Consider the following 17,369-nt stretch of genomic DNA (forward strand, 5'->3'; position numbering starts at 1 on the left):
CCTGGAGGCGGGCTCCTAAAGCATCCACTCGATCGGCAGGATGGACAGGAACTTCACCCAGCCACGCAGCATGGGGCCAGAGCCGGGTTCCTTGTCGTGGCGCACTTCACCCTTTTCGGTCTGCTCGATCCAGCACAGCGATCCATCGTCCTGCAGCACCACGTGGTAGGCCCTGGCTGGCAGGTCCTTGTCGAACCAATCCGTGAGCCGTCCTGCAAGCTGTGCGTTATCGATCACCAGACCCATCTCGGTGTTGAGCCAGGCAGAGCGCTGGTCGAAGTTGAAGGAGCCGACGAAGATGCGCTGGCCATCCATGGCAAAGGTCTTGGCGTGCAGGCTGGCTGACGAACTGCCGCCGAGCGTCTTGCGCTTGGGCTTGTCCTCAGGCGCAGCTCCGCCCGCCTCAGCAGCAACCAGCGGCGGGAGATGACGCTTGAGTTCATAGAGCTCGACACCGGCTTGCAGCAGGGCCTTGCGGTACTCGGCGTAACCGGCGTGCACCGCCGTGACGTCGGAGCTGGCGAGGGAGTTGGTGAGCACGCGCACGCGCACCTTGTTGCGTACCAACGCCGCCAGCGACTCGGTGCCCTCCTTGCCCGGCACGAAATACGGCGTGATCAACTCAAAGCTTTTCTGCGGCGGCGTGATCGCCGTCATGAGGCGGCCCAGCATCAGGCGTTCGCGGCCCTCGTTGGCATTGAGCTGGCCCAGGGTCTTGGCAGGGTCATCGACCACCAGCCGCGTCTCGCCCCAGCGGAGTGGCAAGGTCTGCGCCAGCAGTTCCCGCACCAGCTTCGTGTCACGCAGACTCTGCAGGTACTGCTCGGCGCCTTCGTCGGCACGCGTCTCGGCAAAACGCTCGAGCAAGGCTTTGCGTGAATCCTCGCTGCCGATGATGCTCGCCGCCGGATAGGCCGAGGCGCTGTTCCAATATTCTTCGAACGAGACGGTCACGTCCTTTGCGGCGGGCCCGGTCGCAATGACATCGAGATCTTCAAAGCCGACCGATTTGCTCGCGCCGAAGTATTCGTCGCCAATATTGCGTCCGCCCACGATGGTGGCCTGGTTGTCCGCCGTGAAGGACTTGTTGTGCATGCGGTGATTGAGCCGCGAAAAATCCGTCACGAAATTGAGCAGGCGCGCGCTGCGCATGGTCATCGGGTTGTACAGGCGGACTGCAATGTTCGGATGCGCGTCAAGTGCTCGCAAAGTGTCGTCGAGCCCGGCGGTATTGGTATCGTCAAGCAGCAGCCGCACGCTGACACCACGCTCTGCCGCTTGCCAGAGCGCTTCGAACATCAGGTAACCCGTGTAGTCCCCGCGCCAGATGTAGTACTGCACGTCCAGCGTACGATCGGCGGCCCCCGCCAGGAGCACACGCGCAGCAAAGGCCTCGCTCGCATCCGACAACGCATAGACGCCTGCCTGTCCGGGATGCGCTGCGAGGTCCGGTGTGACGGCGCGCCCGAGCCGCGTCGTTGCGGGATCGACCGTCGTTGGCGACAGCCCCTGCGGCGTGACCGGCAACTCATCACGCGGAGGCAAACCCGCACATGCCGCCAACATACCCACCCAGACGACAACGAAAATATTGCGTAAAGATCCCATACCTTGCACACCCCGGATTGCCATGCAGCCGCTCTCCATAGAGAGAACCTGAACACGGGCACGGCCGCTTCAGGCGGCCGTGCCACAACTCTTCGTGTCAGCGATTCTCGAGTCGGTTGTAGTCAAGCCACCCCGCCTCGATCGGGTGGCTGTTCACGTAGTCGGCGTTGATTGCGTCGCTCAGCTCCCAGAAACGCGGATTGGTACGCCGCACGCCAAAACGATTCACCAGCGCTGCGTAATCCTTGGTCGAAGAAAGGCCGCGCACGGCTGTCGCGAAAGCGGGCAAGTCGCTGCTCTGCACGCGATAGAAAGCGTTCGGATACGCCGTGGCGATGCCGGTGAGCACATCCATGCTGTTCTCGGCAGGCACGAGTGTCTTGCCCTCACGCAACAGATAGGTGATGTTGGTATGGGCTGTATTGCGCAGCAAACTGAAGGTGCGGGTCGGCTGGCCCGGGCTCTCGACGCGCAGGAGCGCGGCCTCCGGCATCCATGCCAGTGCCTCGCCACGCACACTGGCCAGATCACGCAGCGAACGCTTGAGATCCGCATCACCCAGCTTGTCGATGTCGTACTCATAACGCCCCACGGGGGCGAGACGCTGCTTGAGCATGTCCATCAGGGCACTGGCCGGGGGACGGTCTGCCGGATAAGCGATGCCGCTCTCGCGGTTGAAGTGCGCGTACTTGCCATAGACGAGATCCTTCACGTCACTGCTGGCCTCACGGTACCAGGCATCACGCACGGCCACCCGGCTGGCGCGCGGCAGCATGACCATAAAATTGAACTCGCTCTCCATGCGCAGGAAATCCATGTACAGGCGCGTGTTGAGCTGGTGGCCCACGTTGCCATACACGTCGTAGCCTGCAACCAGCAGGTAATGAATGCGCTCGAGCAACGAGTAGCCCATGACCCAGGCAGTCTTCGGCATCTCGCCCTGCAGCCCCTTCAGCACCGTCGCACTGTCGAAGTGACGATAGACAGTCAGGCTGGCGTTCGGATTCGTGCCGTCGCCATTCCAGACCATATCCAGACTGACTTTGTCCGGTGTATTGAGGCGCTCCTCGTAGTAGGCGGACTTGGCCTCGAGAAAACTCTGCTCCTGACGCGCATAGCGCAGCCAGGGCGTCAGGACCAACGAGTTGCTCTCATTCTCCGACGGCAAGGTCAGGTTGCGACTCTCGCGCTGCAGGAAGCTGGCATCGCTCTCGTTGAGGAAATCCGGGTTGAGGAAGAACACCCAGAAGTGATCGTTGATCACATTGAGCGCTGTCTGACCACGGCACACCGGGCCCTTGATGAAGCCCATCACCGTCGATTGGGCCTCCTCCAGCAGGAAGCGATACCGTGCATTCTCCGGCAATGCCTGGAAGGTACCGAACGGATTGGCCGTATCTTCCGGCTTGTAGGTCGGCAGCTTGGCGACCGCATAGTCGGTACTGAAGAACAGCTGTTTCCAGCGTGCCATGCGCTCCGCAGTCAATGCATAAGGCATGTGCGACTTGTCGACGATGGTCTCGCCTTCGGCACGGAAGCGGTAGTAGACGCGGGCTACGCCCGGATCGTCAAAGGGCCGACGCGACGCGATCTCCTGCAGCTTCTGGCCGGGAGGCGTGCTGGATCGCACCAGCACGAAGAACTGCGGCCGCCCGACTGCGTCGAAATGGATGTGGTTCAGGAACAGGTGCTCGTAGATGTAGCGGCTGACGAGTTGCTCGCGCAGCGAATTGCCGTTGAGGAACTGCTCCCATCGCGCGATCTGTTGCTGTGCCATGGGCGTCAGCGGCGCCGGCCCCTCGTAAGGTGCGCCAAGACGCAACCAGCTGCGGATGGTGCCGGACTCTTCCGGCGTCAAACCCGGCAGACCATACGGCATCCCCCAATCAGGATTGCTCTTTGCATAATCCTGATAGCCCTCGACGGGCGTGCACTGCTGCGCACGATCGAGCGAGGTATCCATGCCGGCCGGCAACAAGGCGTTCGGGGTGACCGGATGCTGGTCCTTGAGCTCCAGCGTGCGTGCCAGCAAGCTGGCGTGCTGCTCGGCCAGCGGCGTGGCCGCGTATTCGTTGAGCACCGGAAAGAAGCCGCGCTTGCGCCACTCCGAAGGCTTGTCTGCATCGATGAACAGTCGCGACAGGCTGCCTTCCAGCAAACGTGCCCCGTTATAGACCGTCTCGTTCGTAGCACCACGTGCAACGCCCTCCCAGGCGGTCAGCTTGAGCTGGCACGGTGCGTCATAGCACGCATGGCAGACCACGCAGCGCTTGTCGAGAATGGGCTGCACATCGCCGCGGAAAGACATCGCGCCACGCGGTGGTGTGGCTTCGTCAAAACGCTGCGGGTTGGGCTTGCCGAACAGCTCCTCCAGATTTTCGCGCACGAGCCCGGCACAACCGACCAGCAGCAGCAATGTCGCTACCAGGTAAATCTTCTTCATAACCAACCTGCTCCATTCAAGCGATGACAGACCATGAGCACGCTGCGGGCGCCCGGCACAACATGCCGAGCCTCCCATGAGCACATGACATGACGGTGAATTTACACGAAGCCCGCGCGTTGCGGCGCAACGTCCGCCGTCTGTTGCCCGAATGCACAAGGGCCGCATGTGCGGCCCTTGTGCATTCTGGAGAGGTCAATCGCCGATCAGGTTTGCGAGCCTGCGAGCGTCATCACCTTGAGCATCAGATCACCCGATTTCGGGTTAGACAGCACGGGAGTGTAGACACTGCGCAAACGTGAGACGAAACCGGAATTGTCATTCATGTCATAGAACTTCACGCCCTGCTTTTCGAGCGCAGTGCGGATCGTCGCAGTCTTCTTGACCCACAACTCGTGCATGCGTGCAGCCGATTCGCGTGCGGTCTGCTTGAACATCTCGCGCTCGGCAGACGAGAGCTTTTGCCACAGCTGGGTCGACACCACCATGGCCTCAGGCAGCACGCTGTGGTTGCTGATCACGTAGTACTTGGCGAACTTGTACTGCTCAGACAACTGGTAGGAGATGAGGTCGTTCTCAGCCACGTCGATCTCGCCACGCTCGAGTGCGCCTTTGACCTTGTCATAGGCCAGCGTGTTCGGCTCGGCACCCAGCGCGGACACCATGCGCTTGAGTTCCGCCTTGTTGGCAACGCGCACCTTCAGCTTCTCGAAGTCGCTCGGATTGCGTAACGGCTTGTTGCGTGAGTAGAAGGAGCGCGCGCCGCCGTCATACCACGCGAGCACGATGTAGCCCTTGGCTGCCAGCGAAGCCTCCAGCCCCTTGCCGACTTCGCCGTCGAGCGTCTTGAGCATGTGCTCGGTGTTCTTGAAGATGAAAGGCAGGGACAGCACCTCCATCTCCGGCACGGCTTCGTACAGCGGTGCGTTACTCAGCACGGCGATGTCGAGCTGCCCCTTCTTGAACTGTGGCAAAGCGGCCTTCTGGTCGCCCAGCGATTCGCGCCACAGAATCTTGCCTTCGTACTTGCCCCCGCTGCGGGCTTTGATCTGTTCGAAGAAGTACTGCATGCCCTGGTGCTTGGGATAGTCCTGGCTTTCCAGCACCCAGCCCTTGAGCTCAGCCGCGCCAGCGGCATTCAGTGTTCCCAGCAGAGCCAGGGCGACGAGTAGTTTGCGCAACATCCGGTTTTCCTCCATGACGGTTTGGCCCGCCTGATGGAACCCGAGGCAGCCTTGAACATGTGAGGAATGCTGGCACAGGGACTAGGGTAAACCCCAGTAAGTATTTTTAATAAATTCTTCAGATCTGCTAATAACACCAAAACCTGCATGGCATCGACGGCATGCGGCGCCCGCGAATAAAGCGTTTGCTGTCAGTTACTTGGCACGGCGCGGGTGCCTCGAGCAGGTCCAGCCGCGGAAATATTCCGTGACGAATGTCACGAAAACCGTTGGTCGGAAGGCTTGGCGATTGTTTTGTCCAACAGAATCAAGGACCTGGCGTGTGCCGGAGCCGCTGCCAGAGCTGCGCGAGCCAGGCCGCCTCCGCCAACACAATGGCGTTACCCGCCACCGCGCAGGTAATGCCCGCAAAGGTCCACCACGACCAGTCAAAATCCTCGAACCATGCGGACAGCAGCAAGGCCAGAATCGGCACTGCCACTGCGATGTAGCCTGCGCGACCGGCACCAATGCGCCCCATCAAGGTCAGGTAGGCGGCAAAAGCCAGCACCGAGCCGAATACTGCAAGGTAGAGCAGCGAGGCGATGTAGCCGGGACTCAGGTCGAAGACCAGATCCTGCCCACGCGACAAGGTGATCAACAAGGCGGTGCCGCCACCGACCAGCATGCTGATCCCGGTTCCCGACAGCAGCGGGACTTGCGCATTGCGATTGCGTTGAGCGGCCAGGTTGCCCAGCGATGCAAGCAGTCCCGCCACCAGCCCGAAGGCAATCCCCCGCCAGCTGCTGGCATCGCGCGTAACGGCCAGCTCAGGCCAGAACACCAGCACGATACCCAGCACGCCGAGCGCGGCACCCACGACGGCCTGCGCGGTGAAGCGCCTGCCGAATGCCAGACGCATGCCAATGATATTGAAGGGCAGCATGCTCGAATTGAGCACAGCCATCAGGCCGGACGGAATGTAGCGCTCGGCCTCATACACACAGCTATAGCTCAGCCCGAACAGCAAGACGCCTTGCAAGGCGGCCCAGGCGAGATCGAGTGCGCCGAGCCGCATGCGCTCGCCCCGCAGTGCACTCCACAGCAACAACAGAACACCGGCCAGCAGGAAACGATAGGCGACGGAGGCCGTGGCTGGCACGACGCCGTACTGGAAAGTGATGGCCAGCCAGGTCGAACCCCAGATCAATGACGCGCCGAGATACAGGGCGGCATTCGAGGGTTGCTCCCGCATGGAAGAGATAGGAGACGCAGGCGTCTCCATCAGGGCAGGCGGTAGGCGAGAAACCTCATTGGCGATCCCTGCCGCCAGCCTCATCCGAAGCGCTCTTTGCCGGATCCGACGGCGCGGCGGGCTGCGGCGTGCGCTGGCCGGGTTCGCTGCCGGGAGCGCCGAACATGCGATACGCGACCAGCCTGACGATGAACACGATCACGACAACCAGAACGCTCGACAGCAGGATGAATTGGAATTTGTTCACGTCGGGTCCTTGTCAGGTTTGCAAAAAAAGCGCGGACGCGGCGCGCCCCGACTCACCATCCCGACGTGCGACAGCAAGGCCGTGCAGGCGCTTTCCACCAGACGCCCTTGCATCGGCCCGCAAGCTTAGCGCATTGCATGATGCCGGGCACGTCGCCTGCTACACAACGGACTGTGACGAGACAAGATGCCATGACCGGGTCATCGATTGACCGGACGCCGCAAGTGCCCTGCGTTTGCGACTCCACGCACCCGCCCGCATGTTCAGACACGTTGTCGTTCCGTTCATAAATATACATATTGCATTTTAAAAGGAGGCTGAACATGTACACCAATCACTTCACAACCGTGCCGAAACGCGCAGCCCTGGCCATGATCGCTGCCGCGACCCTGCTGAGTGCATGCGGCGGTGGCGGCGATGCCGGCCCCGAAGCGCTGCCTGATTCGATCACGATCACATCCCTCGACGGCCCGAGCGGCGTCACGGGTGGTACGGAGACAACGCTCAACGTAAAGGTTGCCACGACGGGTGGCATCGGCGCAGGTGAAATCACCTATACGTGGGAGCAGACAGAAGGCACCGCAGTGCTCAGCAAGACGCAATCCAACGGCAATTACGAGTCGACCCTGACGATACGCCCCGCCCCCGTTCTGACGACGGGTAGTTCGGTGACCTTCAAGGTCACGACGACGGCCCGCGGCAAGACCTCGTCGCAATCGAAGACCATCCCGGTCAATCCGTAAGCATCGTTCGATGCGCAAGCGCACGGCCAGCTGCATGCAAGTGCGGCTGGCCGTGCGCGCATGCACTCACCCCGGACTGAATTGCATTTGCACTAATCATTGATACGTCCCTTGTGCGGCCCATTAGAATCAGGGATTCGTCTCCAGGGGAAATCATCATGTCCAGCGCTACCGATCAGCCCACACGCATTCCCTATGCGCAGTTGTGCGCGGCTGTTCAATCCGCTCTACAGGCACACGGCGTGTCACCGGAAATTGCCAGTATCGAAGCCCGCATCATGGCGGAGGCCGATCTGCACGGCACGCCATCGCATGGCGTCAAGATGCTGCCGGCATTGCTGCGCGGCTTCGACACAGGCCGGTCCAAAGCGCAACCCGCGCTGAAGTTCACGCGCGAATTCGGCGCCATCTGCGTACTCGATGGCGACAACGGCCCCGGCCGTTACGTCGCGGCCACGGCCATGCAGGCTGCTGTCGATCGAGCCCGGCAGTTCGGTGTCGGCGTCTGTCTCGCGACTCACACCACGCACTGGGGCCGTGCCCACGCCTATGCGCTGCGTGCCGCGCAGGCGGGCTGCATCGGCCTCTGCAGCACCAACGCCATCCAGACCATGGCAGCCTGGGGCGCAACACGGCCGGTGATCGGCAACAACCCACTGGCCATTGGCGTACCACGTGCTGCGGGCAAGCACCCGGTGGTACTCGATATCGCCATGAGTCAGGCGGCCGTCGGCAAGGTCACGACCTGGCTGCGTGAAGGCAAGGAGTTGCCAGCCGGCTGGGGCGTGGACGCCAACGGCAAGCCGACGACGGATGCCAAAGCCATACTTGGCGGCGCCGTATCGCCCATGGGCGGACACAAGGGGGCGGGGCTCGCACTGATGCTGGAATTCATGACGGCAGCGCTCGGCAGCGGGCTGTTCTGCCGCGACATCACCGCCCCCGGCGGCGCAGTCGAGACGGAGGCCAGCAAGCTCTTCATCGCGCTCGACGTCGCCGCCTTCCGTGATGATGGCATCGCTGGATTCGACACACAGGTCGACGACTACCTCGACTACCTGCGCCAGGAGGCCAGCACGCGCGAAGCCTTCCTCTTCCCCGGAGAACGCGGCTGGACCGAGGCGGAGATCAACCTGCGTGAGGGCGTGCCGCTGCATGCCGAGATCGTGGCGCAACTGGAACAAGCCGGCGTGGTGCTGGGCTGACAAGAAATCAATCCAAGCTCAGCTCACCCGGCATTGAGGTAGCCCGGACGAAGGCTTGCCGGAAGCCGGAAGTCGGCGCGCCGGGCGCTACGAAGCGCAGCGCGTCACTCTTCCAGCGCCTGCACCTCTTTTACCTTTGCTTCCTTGGGCGGCCAGAAGAAATCTCGCGGCCGTCGCACAAAGCGACGCAGCAGCAGGCGCAGCAGGCCCTTCGTATCGGAGAAGCGCACACGGCGTGACTTCAATGCCACGTTCATCGCCAGCGAGAAGCTCACGGCCAGATTGGTCATGCCGATCAGGATCACGCCGACGGCACACACCAGCGCCTCGGTCCAGAACACCTGGAAATCCAGCGCCTGCAAACCGTACGCAAGATTTGCCGCACCGAAGGTGACGTGGCGGATATCCAGTGGCAGGCCGAGCAGGAAGCCCAGTGTGCCCATGCAGCCCAGCATGAAGCCGAAGATGAAGTTGCCGGCCAATGCCCCCAGATTGTGTTCGACGTAGACCGCAAGTCGTTCGAGTCGCACCTCGCCAAGCAGGCGCCGCAGCCAACGCACACGCCGCAAGCGATCCGGCACGCGGTTGTAGATTGCCTTGTTGTCGTAGTAGCCGGTGACGAGACCCGACAGGAACAGGCACACGCCGGCAATCGCAGCGTGGGGCAGCGCCATGCTGAACAGCGGATGCAGATCGTGCAGCATGCTGCGCGCCTTCTCTACCGACGCAGCGGGCACGCCGAAGATCTGCACCCATGCGTAGGCGATGCCCAGTGAGGTGAGAAAGGCCAGCAACACATTGCCGGCAATCGCGATGAATTGCGAGCGACACACCTGGACGATCAGCTCGCTCATCTCCTCTACCCGACTCGTACCATGCTTGCGCGGATCGAGCGCAGCGGCGAGCGTAGCCGCCGTCATCGCCGGCTGCTTGGTGGCAATCGTGAAGCCGAGCAGGTGCACCAGCACGAAGCCCAGACCATAGTTGAGACTGAAACCGAGCGCCTCCCACAGCGGAGGCAGATGCAGCATGGCGATCAGCATCTTGATGAGCGCCATGAAGCCAACAATGATCCCCGCGCCCGCCGCTGCGCGGAACATCGCGTAGAACTCGCTGCGGTCACGCGTCACGTAGTGCTCGCCGGTCTTGCTGGCGTGCTCCGTCACCTGCAAGGACAACAGGTCAGTCACGCTGGTCACCAGCTCGCGCACACTGTGGCGGCGGCATTCGGCCTTGACCAGATAGAAGAAGAAATCAAAAGCTATCTGTACCCGCTCCTCGCGAGGGCTCGGCATGAGCAGGGCCAGCATCTCGCGCATGCGCTCGATGATCTGGAACGCGCGGGTCAAGTGCCAGGACAGGCGCACTGCGGCGCCCGCTTCGTGCGACAGTTTGCGGATGCGCACCAGCGCGTCGCAACACTGCTGCAGCAGTACATCGGCATGTGCGCTATCCGGCCATTCGTCCGACTCGCCCAGCAGCGCACCCTGCATGCTGACAATCACCGTCTCGAACTCGCGTTGTTGCGCGAGAAAGGGGGACTCGTATTCGGACAACGCCGGGTAGTAGCGCACCAGGTCGGGCTCCAGCCCGAGCGCTGCAAGGCGCACCGTCAGTACGCGCAAGCTCTCGCACATCTCCTTGCGGATCTGTATCTGCCCTGCCGTCGGCGTCTCGGTACTGAAGCCGATGGTATGCAGCAATTCGGCCCATAGCTCTCGGGGCGTCGAGGCCAGCCACTCGGCGTCGTCGCTGTGCTCGAACACCTCCTCGATGAGATCGCGCAGGAAGCGCGGATCGAGCGCCGGGGGCAACAGGCGATTGCCGATACGCTGTCGCAACTCGGTAAAGAAGCCGGTATTACCGAGGATGCCACTCTCGGCATAGACGAAGAAGTGATTGCGTGCCGCCAGCAAGGAGGAGAGGTACTCGCGCAGGCCCGCCGCCAGTTGCGGCCGGCTACGCAACACGTCGATCAACAGACGGATGCGCCCTTCGCGCTGTTCGGTTGGTTCTCCGCGCGCAGGGCGCAGATGGCGCATCAACTGAACCAGCTGCGCAGCATCGTTGTCTGCGGCTTCAGCCCGCGCTACGCCGGGGGGGTAGCGGCGTGCAATATCCTCAAGCAGGGGGTGCAATGCAATCATGCGTGCCTTTCGTGGCGTGAATCAGGCTGCGCCCGGAACAGGCAGTTTAACTTCTTGACCTCGCCACCATGCGGCGGCCGATGATTGACAGCATCTCGCAGGGATTTGTTCAGTGCCCTATCGCAGGTAGCATGCCAGGCATGGCGAACACCCCGGATTCCGCAGCAACGCACGAAGGCCAGACAACGACGGCAGCACGGTGGCAGGTGCATTGCGACGGCACTGCCCACCCCAACCCCGGACGCATGAGCATCGGTGTCGTCGTAACCGCACCCGATGGCGTGCAGCACTCCCTGTCGCGCGCCCTCGGTGCGTCAGGATGCAATAACGAGGCGGAAGCACGCGCCTTGATTGCGGCCCTGCAACTACTGCATGACCTGGGTGCTGAGCAGCGACCGCTGCAGATCCATAGCGACAGCAGCGTGCTCGTCGCGCAACTGGCCGGCGCGACACCTGTTGCACGTCTGGCACACGTCTTCGACGAAGCACGCGTGCTGCTGGCGGGCTTTGGCGATGCAAGACTGGTGTGGGTGCCCCGCCATCGCAACAGGATGGCTGACACGCTGGCGCGCGCGGCGCTCGACCTGGCCGACAAGAGCGACCTGAAGCCTCGCCCGAAGAAACGTCAGGCGCGCCGCCGGTAGCGCGCGAGATTCATTCACGCCCCCGATCGCCCCCTGGAGAATGACGAATACATTATCCAGGGAGACTTCAGAGATTCAGTGCCGGCCCTCTGGATTGCCTTGATAGCCTGCGCGCTCCAGGCGATCTTCGAGTTCGCCCAGATGCGCGGCAACACCATTTCCCGACTCCTGCACGACACGCAAGACCGTTGCCTCCTGCTTGGCCAGATAGTCGAGCAGGATAGCCTGCTGCGCGGCGTCGCGCTCGCCGATCTGGCCAAGCGCGGTCTCGAGATAGTTGCGCAACTCCGTGAAGCGCGAGGCTTCGGCCGTGTCCGCCAGGCTGCGCTGTGCTGCCAGCTCCTTGGCATGACGGCGTGATTCGATCAGCAGCGTGGTTTGCAGATTCGCCACGAAACCGAAGAACAGAACCGACAGGAGGACCAGCAGCGCCAGCAGGATGGCGCCGAGTGGCGCATTCACCGTGGTCACGCCCAGCGACACGCTGCCAGGCGCCGTAATGGCCTGCCAGTTGAAGATGATGAACGCCATGCTGCAGGCCACGACGATCAACAGCACCAGAGTACGGATCCGCATGAAATCTACCTCGCTGAGGGGTGACAATTAGGTGACGGAATTGCGCGACGCATATCCGGAGTGCATCAGACAAGACATCGGCGAGGCGCGATCGTTCCTACGATAGCCCAGCCACTCGTGATTTGCGATGTGCGTCGCAACGTGCGTGCCAACATGCACCCCAGGAAAGCAAAAACGGGCTGCAAGCAGCCCGTTTCCATATCTTCAATGACACAGCATGTGTCAGTACTTCGGCCAGCCTGACGAATCCCAGTTGAGATCGTTGATCAGCATTTTCGGTGCACCGTTGGCGGTAGCATCGTAGGCGTGGCGAATGATCACCGAGGTGCCGTAGATGTCCTGACCGCCCGGGCCCTTCCATACGTCATTGCCGGCATCCAGCACCGTGCCACCACCGCTCTTCATGTCCTTGCCACTCTTGTCGAGGTAAGGGCCGGTGATGCTGGTCGAGCGACCGTAAGCGATCTTGTAGGTGCTATCCACGCCCGCGCAGCACTTGTCGATCGACACGAAGAGATAGTAGTAGCCGCTGCGATAGATGATGGTCGGTGCCTCGATGCCGCCCGAGCGCGTCGCCAGCGTCGTCAGCGAACCCGTTGGCTTCATCGTGCTCTTGTCGAGCTTGGTCAGCTGGATACCGTTCCAGAACGAACCGAAGGTCAGCCAGGGATTGCCGTCCTTGTCGATCGTCAGGTTCGGGTCGATGGCGTTGTAGTTGTTGGACGCCGTCGAGCGGATCACCAGACCATCATCACGCCAGCTGCCGGACGAGATGCTGCTGGCCGACATCAGACCGATGGCCGACACATTGCTGCCGAAAGTGGAGATCGAGTAGTACAGGTACACGCGGCCGTTGTAGGTCGACAAGTCCGGGGCCCAGACATCCAGATTCGTGTGGTTGGGCACATAAGTCTTCCACCAGCTCGGACGGCTCAGGAATATCTGTGGCGTGCTGGCCCAGGTCACGCCGTTGTCGTTCGAATAGCGCACCTGGATGCCGGTGCCGGTATGCATCTGCCACCAGGTACTGCCTTCCTTGGTGAGTGTCGGATCGTGCGCGCCAACATCGCCCTTGAGCGGCCAGAAGCCGCTGCCCGGCCCACCCGCGACGCTGCTCGAACTGCTCGAAGCCTTGCTGGAGCTGCTGCTGGATTTCGACGAGGAGGCCGAACTGGCGACACTGCTACTGGACTTCGACGAAGCGATGGAACTCGCCACGCTTGAGGAGCTGCCGCCGCTGGCCGTTGGCCCGACCGAACACCATGCGCTGGCGGTGAAGCTGTTCGAGGGGAAGAGCGAGGTCTGGCATGTGAAGTTGCCGGTCAGCGTGGCATACACGAAGGACCCGGACTTGCCGAGCGCCACCGTATGCGTACCCGTCATCGCGCAAGCACTGCCAACCTGCGCGCACTTCGTATAACCACTCGGATAGTCAGTTGCCGCAAAAGCCGTGGTCGCCATGCCCAACAGGCAGGCGCCAGCCCATAGTTTGAGTCTCATTGTCTGCTCCTCCAAAGGATGTATGTGCGGCATCGCCCGCCATACTTTTTTGTATGTATTTGTTTTAAAGGCGAATTTAAAGAAGTCGCCCTCGACGGATTCTAGTTGCAATGCCGGGGCACACCAATAAATTTCGATGCTGCGCTGCGTGTCGCAACACCATCAGCCTACCCACCACGGCCCGCTCTTTCTTGATCGCGCTTGCTGCAAAGCCTGCCCTTTGTGGCAGCAAGCCGTTAGAAGCTCATTTGGCTAAAGTAAGATCAGGGCCCACCCCGAATCACGCCGAACAAGGAAGCACCATGATCAGATCGCGCGCCGCCGTAGCCTGGGCCGCAGGCCAGCCTCTCGAAATCACCGAAGTGGATGTCGCACCGCCACAAGCGGGCGAAGTGCTGTTGCGCGTGGTCGCAACCGGCGTCTGCCACACGGATGCGTACACGCTGTCCGGCGATGATCCCGAAGGCATATTTCCGGCCATCCTTGGTCACGAAGGGGGCGCCATCGTAGAGGCCATCGGTCCCGGCGTCACCTCGCTCGCGGTTGGCGATCACGTCATCCCGCTGTACACGCCCGAATGCGGCAAGTGCAAATTCTGTCTCTCGGGCAAGACCAATCTGTGCCAGGCCATCCGCAGTACCCAGGGCAAGGGCCTGATGCCGGATGGCACATCGCGCTTCTCGAAAGACGGCAAACCCATCTTCCACTACATGGGTACCTCGACCTTCTCCGAATACACGGTACTCCCGGAAATCGCCGTGGCGAAGATCAACAAGGAGGCACCGCTGGAAAAGGTCTGCCTGCTGGGCTGCGGCGTCACCACCGGTATCGGCGCCGTGCTCAATACGGCAAAGATCACGCCGGGCAGCACGGTTGCCATCTTCGGCCTGGGTGGTATCGGCCTGTCGGCCGTCATCGGCGCGGTAATGGGCAAGGCCTCGCGCATCATCGGCGTGGACACCAACCCGGCGAAGTTCGAGATCGCGAAGCAACTTGGCGCCACCGAATGCGTCAATCCGAAAGACTTCGACAAGCCGATCCAGCAGGTCATCGTCGACCTCACCGATGGTGGCGTCGATTACTCGTTCGAGTGCATCGGCAACGTCAACGTCATGCGCTCGGCACTGGAGTGCTGTCACAAGGGCTGGGGTGAGTCCATCATCATCGGCGTGGCCGGCGCGGGACAGGAAATTGCCACGCGTCCCTTCCAGCTGGTTACCGGACGCGTCTGGCGCGGCTCGGCGTTCGGCGGCGTGCGTGGCCGCAGCGAGCTGCCGGGCTATGTGGAGCGTGCGCAGCGTGGCGAGATTCCGCTGGATACCTTCATCACGCACAAGATGGGCCTCGCCGACATCAACAAGGCTTTCGACCTCATGCACGAGGGCAAGAGCATCCGCACCGTCATCCACTACGACCTGTAAAGACAACATGCTGACAATGCTCTCGGAAAACCGCTGCTTCGGTGGTGCGCATCGCCGCTATGGCCACCGCTCCAGCGTGCTCGATTGTCATATGGTGTTCGCCATTTACCTCCCGCCACAAGCGCTTGCCGGCCAACGCGTGCCGGTGCTGTACTGGCTGTCCGGCCTTACCTGCAACGACGAGAACTTCATGCAGAAGGCGGGCGCGCAACGCATTGCCGCCGAGCTGGGCATTGCCATCGTGTCGCCCGACACCAGCCCGCGCGGCGAAGGCGTACCGGGCGACCCGGAGGGCAAATGGGACTTCGGCCTCGGCGCCGGCTTCTACCTGAATGCCACGCAGGCACCGTGGTCGACGCACTACCGCATGCACGACTACGTGGTGACCGAGTTACCACAGCTGATCGAGGCCAGCCTGCCCGTGACCAAGAGCCGCAGCATCTCCGGCCACTCGATGGGTGGCCATGGTGCACTGGTATGCGCCCTGCGCAATCCCGGTCGCTATCGCTCGGTGTCGGCTTTCTCGCCGATCTGCCATCCCACGATCAGCCCGTGGGGCGAGAAGGCCTTCAGTCGCTACCTCGGCCCGGATCGCGCGCTGTGGGAGACCTGGGACACCTGCGCCCTGCTGGCGTCGGGCTGCGCCCAGATGCCCTTGCTGGTAGACCAAGGCACAGCCGACAGCTTCATCAGCACGCAACTCATGCCGGAACAGCTGGAGCGTGCGGCGGCTGAGGCCAAGTGTCCGCTGACCCTGCGCCGCCAGGCCGGCTACGACCACAGCTACCACTTCATCGCAACCTTCATCGAAGAGCACATGCGCCATCACGCACGTGCGCTGCTGGCCTGATCAAGTCTGACGGTAAACGGCCGTAGCCTGCATATCGGCTGCGCCCACGTCACACCTTCGCTCATGCTGCGTTCCCTGCAAGGCTGGAAATTCGATCGCCTGTGGCGCTCCCTGATGCTCGCGTGCAGCTTGGCATCAAGCATGAGTGCGGCACTGGCGACCGAGCCGGCGTGGCAGCCGCAAGCCTACGTCCCTGCGCCAGCCGACAATCCGCTCAAGGGCCTCGTGCCGTACGCGAATCCGGCCAACCCGGATGGCTTCCCGTACAGCATGGAGTTCAGCTACATGGCCTTGTCAGCAGTCATGACGGGACCGGACCGCTATGACTGGAGCGCGCTCGAGCGCCTGCTGGGCGACATTGCAGGGCGTGGCCATCAGGCCGTACTGCGCTTCTACACCGAATACCCCGGCAAGAAGGACAGCCTGCCCGCCTTCCTCATCGATGGCGGTTTGCAGATATTCAGATCACAACGCGCGAGCACGCCGCCACGGCCGCCGGTCGACATCGAGACACCTGATTACGAGAACCCGGCCCTGCGCAGCGCCTTGCGCAACTTCATCGCCGCATTCGGCACGCGCTACGACGGCGATCCGCGCATCGGTTTCATCACGGCAGGCCTGCTTGGCCACTGGGGTGAATGGCACGACTACCCGCTCGACGCACAATTCGCCAGCAAGACCGTGCAAGCCGAAGTCATGGACGCCTATGCGGCGGCCTTCCATGTCACGCCGGTATTGCTGCGCTACCCGGCCGGCGACAACGATGTGCGCTACGTCTCCAATGCGACTCGCGCATTCGGCTACCACGACGACTCGTTTGCATGGGGTACGCTCAGCGCGAAGAACGCCTGGCATTTCGTGCCGCTGACGCAGAAGGCGGGCGAAGCGGCCTTGCGCAAATGGCAGACACAACCGATTGGTGGCGAGATCCGGCCGGAGGCATGGGGCAAGGTCTTCGACATATCTCCTGACGATGCACGCATCGAGAATTTCCGCCAGAGCGTGGAGGCAACCCACGTCAGCTGGCTGATGGACAGTGGCATGTTCAAGGCCGGCAACCCGCCGGAGCGACGCCGGCGTGCAATCGAGGAAGTGCGACGCATGGGTTACGAATTCCATGTGTCGAGGGTTGCGTTCGCGCTCGCCGACAAACCGGCTGGCAAGACGCTAGAGCTGACGCTCCAGATGGAGAACCGTGGCGTTGCGCCCTTCTACTACGCGTGGCCGCTGGAATTTGCCCTGCTCAACGACAAGGGGCAGTTACTGTTCGCCGGAAAATCGCAGCACACGCTCAATGGCTTGTTACCCGATGCGCCAGCCAGTGCTGTCGGGCATGCCTTTGGCATCACCGGTGTCGCCAGCGGTTCGTACCGCATCTTGCTACGCGTGGCGAATCCACTGCCCGCTGGCCAACCCGTGCGCTTCGCCAACGCCCGCCAGGATGCCGACCAGACCGGTTGGCTGACGCTGGGCGAAGTCATCTTGCCGTAGAAGTTCAGTAGGTCGGAAAAGCGAAGCGCCTTCCGACATTCATCCACGTGGAACACGCACAGGCTTGTAAACCGCG

Annotated in this window: 14 protein-coding genes; 6 read left to right on the forward strand and 8 right to left on the reverse strand. The window is 62.1% G+C overall.

Annotated features, from left to right (window positions below):
- Positions 1–15 precede the first annotated feature (15 nt).
- The 5 genes from VVD49_RS02715 to VVD49_RS02735 all read right to left on the reverse strand — a co-directional run bounded on the left by VVD49_RS02715 (position 16) and on the right by VVD49_RS02735 (position 6,716).
- Positions 16–1,632 carry a phospholipase D family protein gene (locus VVD49_RS02715; RefSeq protein ID WP_327597588.1) on the reverse strand — a complete coding sequence of 539 codons (1,617 nt, stop codon included), beginning with the start codon at positions 1,630–1,632 and terminating at the stop codon, positions 16–18.
- 73 nt (positions 1,633–1,705) lie between these two features.
- Positions 1,706–4,051, reverse strand: a complete 2,346-nt coding sequence (locus VVD49_RS02720) for a fatty acid cis/trans isomerase (protein WP_327597589.1) — start codon at positions 4,049–4,051, stop codon at positions 1,706–1,708.
- A gap of 206 nt (positions 4,052–4,257) precedes the next feature.
- Positions 4,258–5,235: a TRAP transporter substrate-binding protein DctP gene (dctP, locus tag VVD49_RS02725; protein ID WP_327597590.1), complete on the reverse strand. Its 978-nt coding sequence runs from the start codon at positions 5,233–5,235 to the stop codon at positions 4,258–4,260.
- Between the two features lie 307 nt (positions 5,236–5,542).
- Complete coding sequence (locus VVD49_RS02730) at positions 5,543–6,469, reverse strand: DMT family transporter (protein WP_327597591.1); 927 nt, start codon at positions 6,467–6,469, stop codon at positions 5,543–5,545.
- A 55-nt stretch (positions 6,470–6,524) separates the two neighbouring features.
- Positions 6,525–6,716: a hypothetical protein gene (locus VVD49_RS02735; RefSeq protein WP_327597592.1), complete on the reverse strand. Its 192-nt coding sequence runs from the start codon at positions 6,714–6,716 to the stop codon at positions 6,525–6,527.
- Positions 6,717–7,039: 323 nt separating this feature from the next.
- Here VVD49_RS02735 and VVD49_RS02740 point away from each other — a divergent pair, with 323 nt between their 5' ends.
- Positions 7,040–7,459 carry a hypothetical protein gene (locus VVD49_RS02740; RefSeq protein WP_327597593.1) on the forward strand — a complete coding sequence of 140 codons (420 nt, stop codon included), beginning with the start codon at positions 7,040–7,042 and terminating at the stop codon, positions 7,457–7,459.
- A gap of 158 nt (positions 7,460–7,617) precedes the next feature.
- On the forward strand, positions 7,618–8,664 hold the full coding sequence (locus VVD49_RS02745) for an Ldh family oxidoreductase (RefSeq protein WP_327597594.1): 1,047 nt from the start codon (positions 7,618–7,620) through the stop codon (positions 8,662–8,664).
- A 104-nt stretch (positions 8,665–8,768) separates the two neighbouring features.
- Here the strand turns inward: VVD49_RS02745 and VVD49_RS02750 are convergent, their stop codons facing one another.
- Entirely contained in the window at positions 8,769–10,811 is a 2,043-nt protein-coding gene (locus tag VVD49_RS02750; protein ID WP_327597595.1) for a site-specific recombinase, read from the reverse strand.
- A gap of 140 nt (positions 10,812–10,951) precedes the next feature.
- On the opposite strand from VVD49_RS02750, the gene VVD49_RS02755 reads away from it, so the two are divergent.
- A complete protein-coding gene (locus VVD49_RS02755) occupies positions 10,952–11,455 on the forward strand; it encodes a ribonuclease HI family protein (protein WP_327597596.1) in 504 nt (167 codons plus the stop codon).
- Between the two features lie 75 nt (positions 11,456–11,530).
- On the opposite strand, the gene VVD49_RS02760 is transcribed toward VVD49_RS02755, so the two are convergent.
- Positions 11,531–12,031: a hypothetical protein gene (locus tag VVD49_RS02760; protein WP_327597597.1), complete on the reverse strand. Its 501-nt coding sequence runs from the start codon at positions 12,029–12,031 to the stop codon at positions 11,531–11,533.
- Positions 12,032–12,253: 222 nt separating this feature from the next.
- Complete coding sequence (locus VVD49_RS02765) at positions 12,254–13,531, reverse strand: glycoside hydrolase family 43 protein (RefSeq protein ID WP_327597598.1); 1,278 nt, start codon at positions 13,529–13,531, stop codon at positions 12,254–12,256.
- Between the two features lie 302 nt (positions 13,532–13,833).
- Here VVD49_RS02765 and VVD49_RS02770 point away from each other — a divergent pair, with 302 nt between their 5' ends.
- The 3 genes from VVD49_RS02770 to VVD49_RS02780 all read left to right on the forward strand — a co-directional run bounded on the left by VVD49_RS02770 (position 13,834) and on the right by VVD49_RS02780 (position 17,293).
- Positions 13,834–14,952: an S-(hydroxymethyl)glutathione dehydrogenase/class III alcohol dehydrogenase gene (locus VVD49_RS02770; protein WP_416384879.1), complete on the forward strand. Its 1,119-nt coding sequence runs from the start codon at positions 13,834–13,836 to the stop codon at positions 14,950–14,952.
- A 7-nt stretch (positions 14,953–14,959) separates the two neighbouring features.
- Complete coding sequence (gene fghA / locus VVD49_RS02775; RefSeq protein ID WP_327597599.1) at positions 14,960–15,802, forward strand: S-formylglutathione hydrolase; 843 nt, start codon at positions 14,960–14,962, stop codon at positions 15,800–15,802.
- A gap of 63 nt (positions 15,803–15,865) precedes the next feature.
- Positions 15,866–17,293, forward strand: a complete 1,428-nt coding sequence (locus tag VVD49_RS02780) for a DUF4832 domain-containing protein (RefSeq protein WP_327597600.1) — start codon at positions 15,866–15,868, stop codon at positions 17,291–17,293.
- The last annotated feature ends 76 nt before the right edge of the window (positions 17,294–17,369 follow it).

This window comes from Uliginosibacterium silvisoli, assembly GCF_036017035.1.
Classification (GTDB): Bacteria; Pseudomonadota; Gammaproteobacteria; order Burkholderiales; family Rhodocyclaceae; genus Viridibacterium; species Viridibacterium silvisoli.

Bases quoted from the DNA above. Each gene is read 5' to 3' on its own strand.
- VVD49_RS02715 (WP_327597588.1), bottom strand. From the start codon at position 1,632: ATGGCAATCCGGGGTGTGCAAGGTATGGGATCTTTACGCAATATTTTC.
- VVD49_RS02720 (WP_327597589.1), bottom strand. From the start codon at position 4,051: ATGAAGAAGATTTACCTGGTAGCGACATTGCTGCTGCTGGTCGGTTGT.
- dctP (WP_327597590.1), bottom strand. From the start codon at position 5,235: ATGTTGCGCAAACTACTCGTCGCCCTGGCTCTGCTGGGAACACTGAAT.
- VVD49_RS02730 (WP_327597591.1), bottom strand. From the start codon at position 6,469: ATGCGGGAGCAACCCTCGAATGCCGCCCTGTATCTCGGCGCGTCATTG.
- VVD49_RS02740 (WP_327597593.1), top strand. From the start codon at position 7,040: ATGTACACCAATCACTTCACAACCGTGCCGAAACGCGCAGCCCTGGCC.
- VVD49_RS02745 (WP_327597594.1), top strand. From the start codon at position 7,618: ATGTCCAGCGCTACCGATCAGCCCACACGCATTCCCTATGCGCAGTTG.
- VVD49_RS02750 (WP_327597595.1), bottom strand. From the start codon at position 10,811: ATGATTGCATTGCACCCCCTGCTTGAGGATATTGCACGCCGCTACCCC.
- VVD49_RS02755 (WP_327597596.1), top strand. From the start codon at position 10,952: ATGGCGAACACCCCGGATTCCGCAGCAACGCACGAAGGCCAGACAACG.
- VVD49_RS02760 (WP_327597597.1), bottom strand. From the start codon at position 12,031: ATGCGGATCCGTACTCTGGTGCTGTTGATCGTCGTGGCCTGCAGCATG.
- VVD49_RS02765 (WP_327597598.1), bottom strand. From the start codon at position 13,531: ATGAGACTCAAACTATGGGCTGGCGCCTGCCTGTTGGGCATGGCGACC.
- VVD49_RS02770 (WP_416384879.1), top strand. From the start codon at position 13,834: ATGATCAGATCGCGCGCCGCCGTAGCCTGGGCCGCAGGCCAGCCTCTC.
- fghA (WP_327597599.1), top strand. From the start codon at position 14,960: ATGCTGACAATGCTCTCGGAAAACCGCTGCTTCGGTGGTGCGCATCGC.
- VVD49_RS02780 (WP_327597600.1), top strand. From the start codon at position 15,866: ATGCTGCGTTCCCTGCAAGGCTGGAAATTCGATCGCCTGTGGCGCTCC.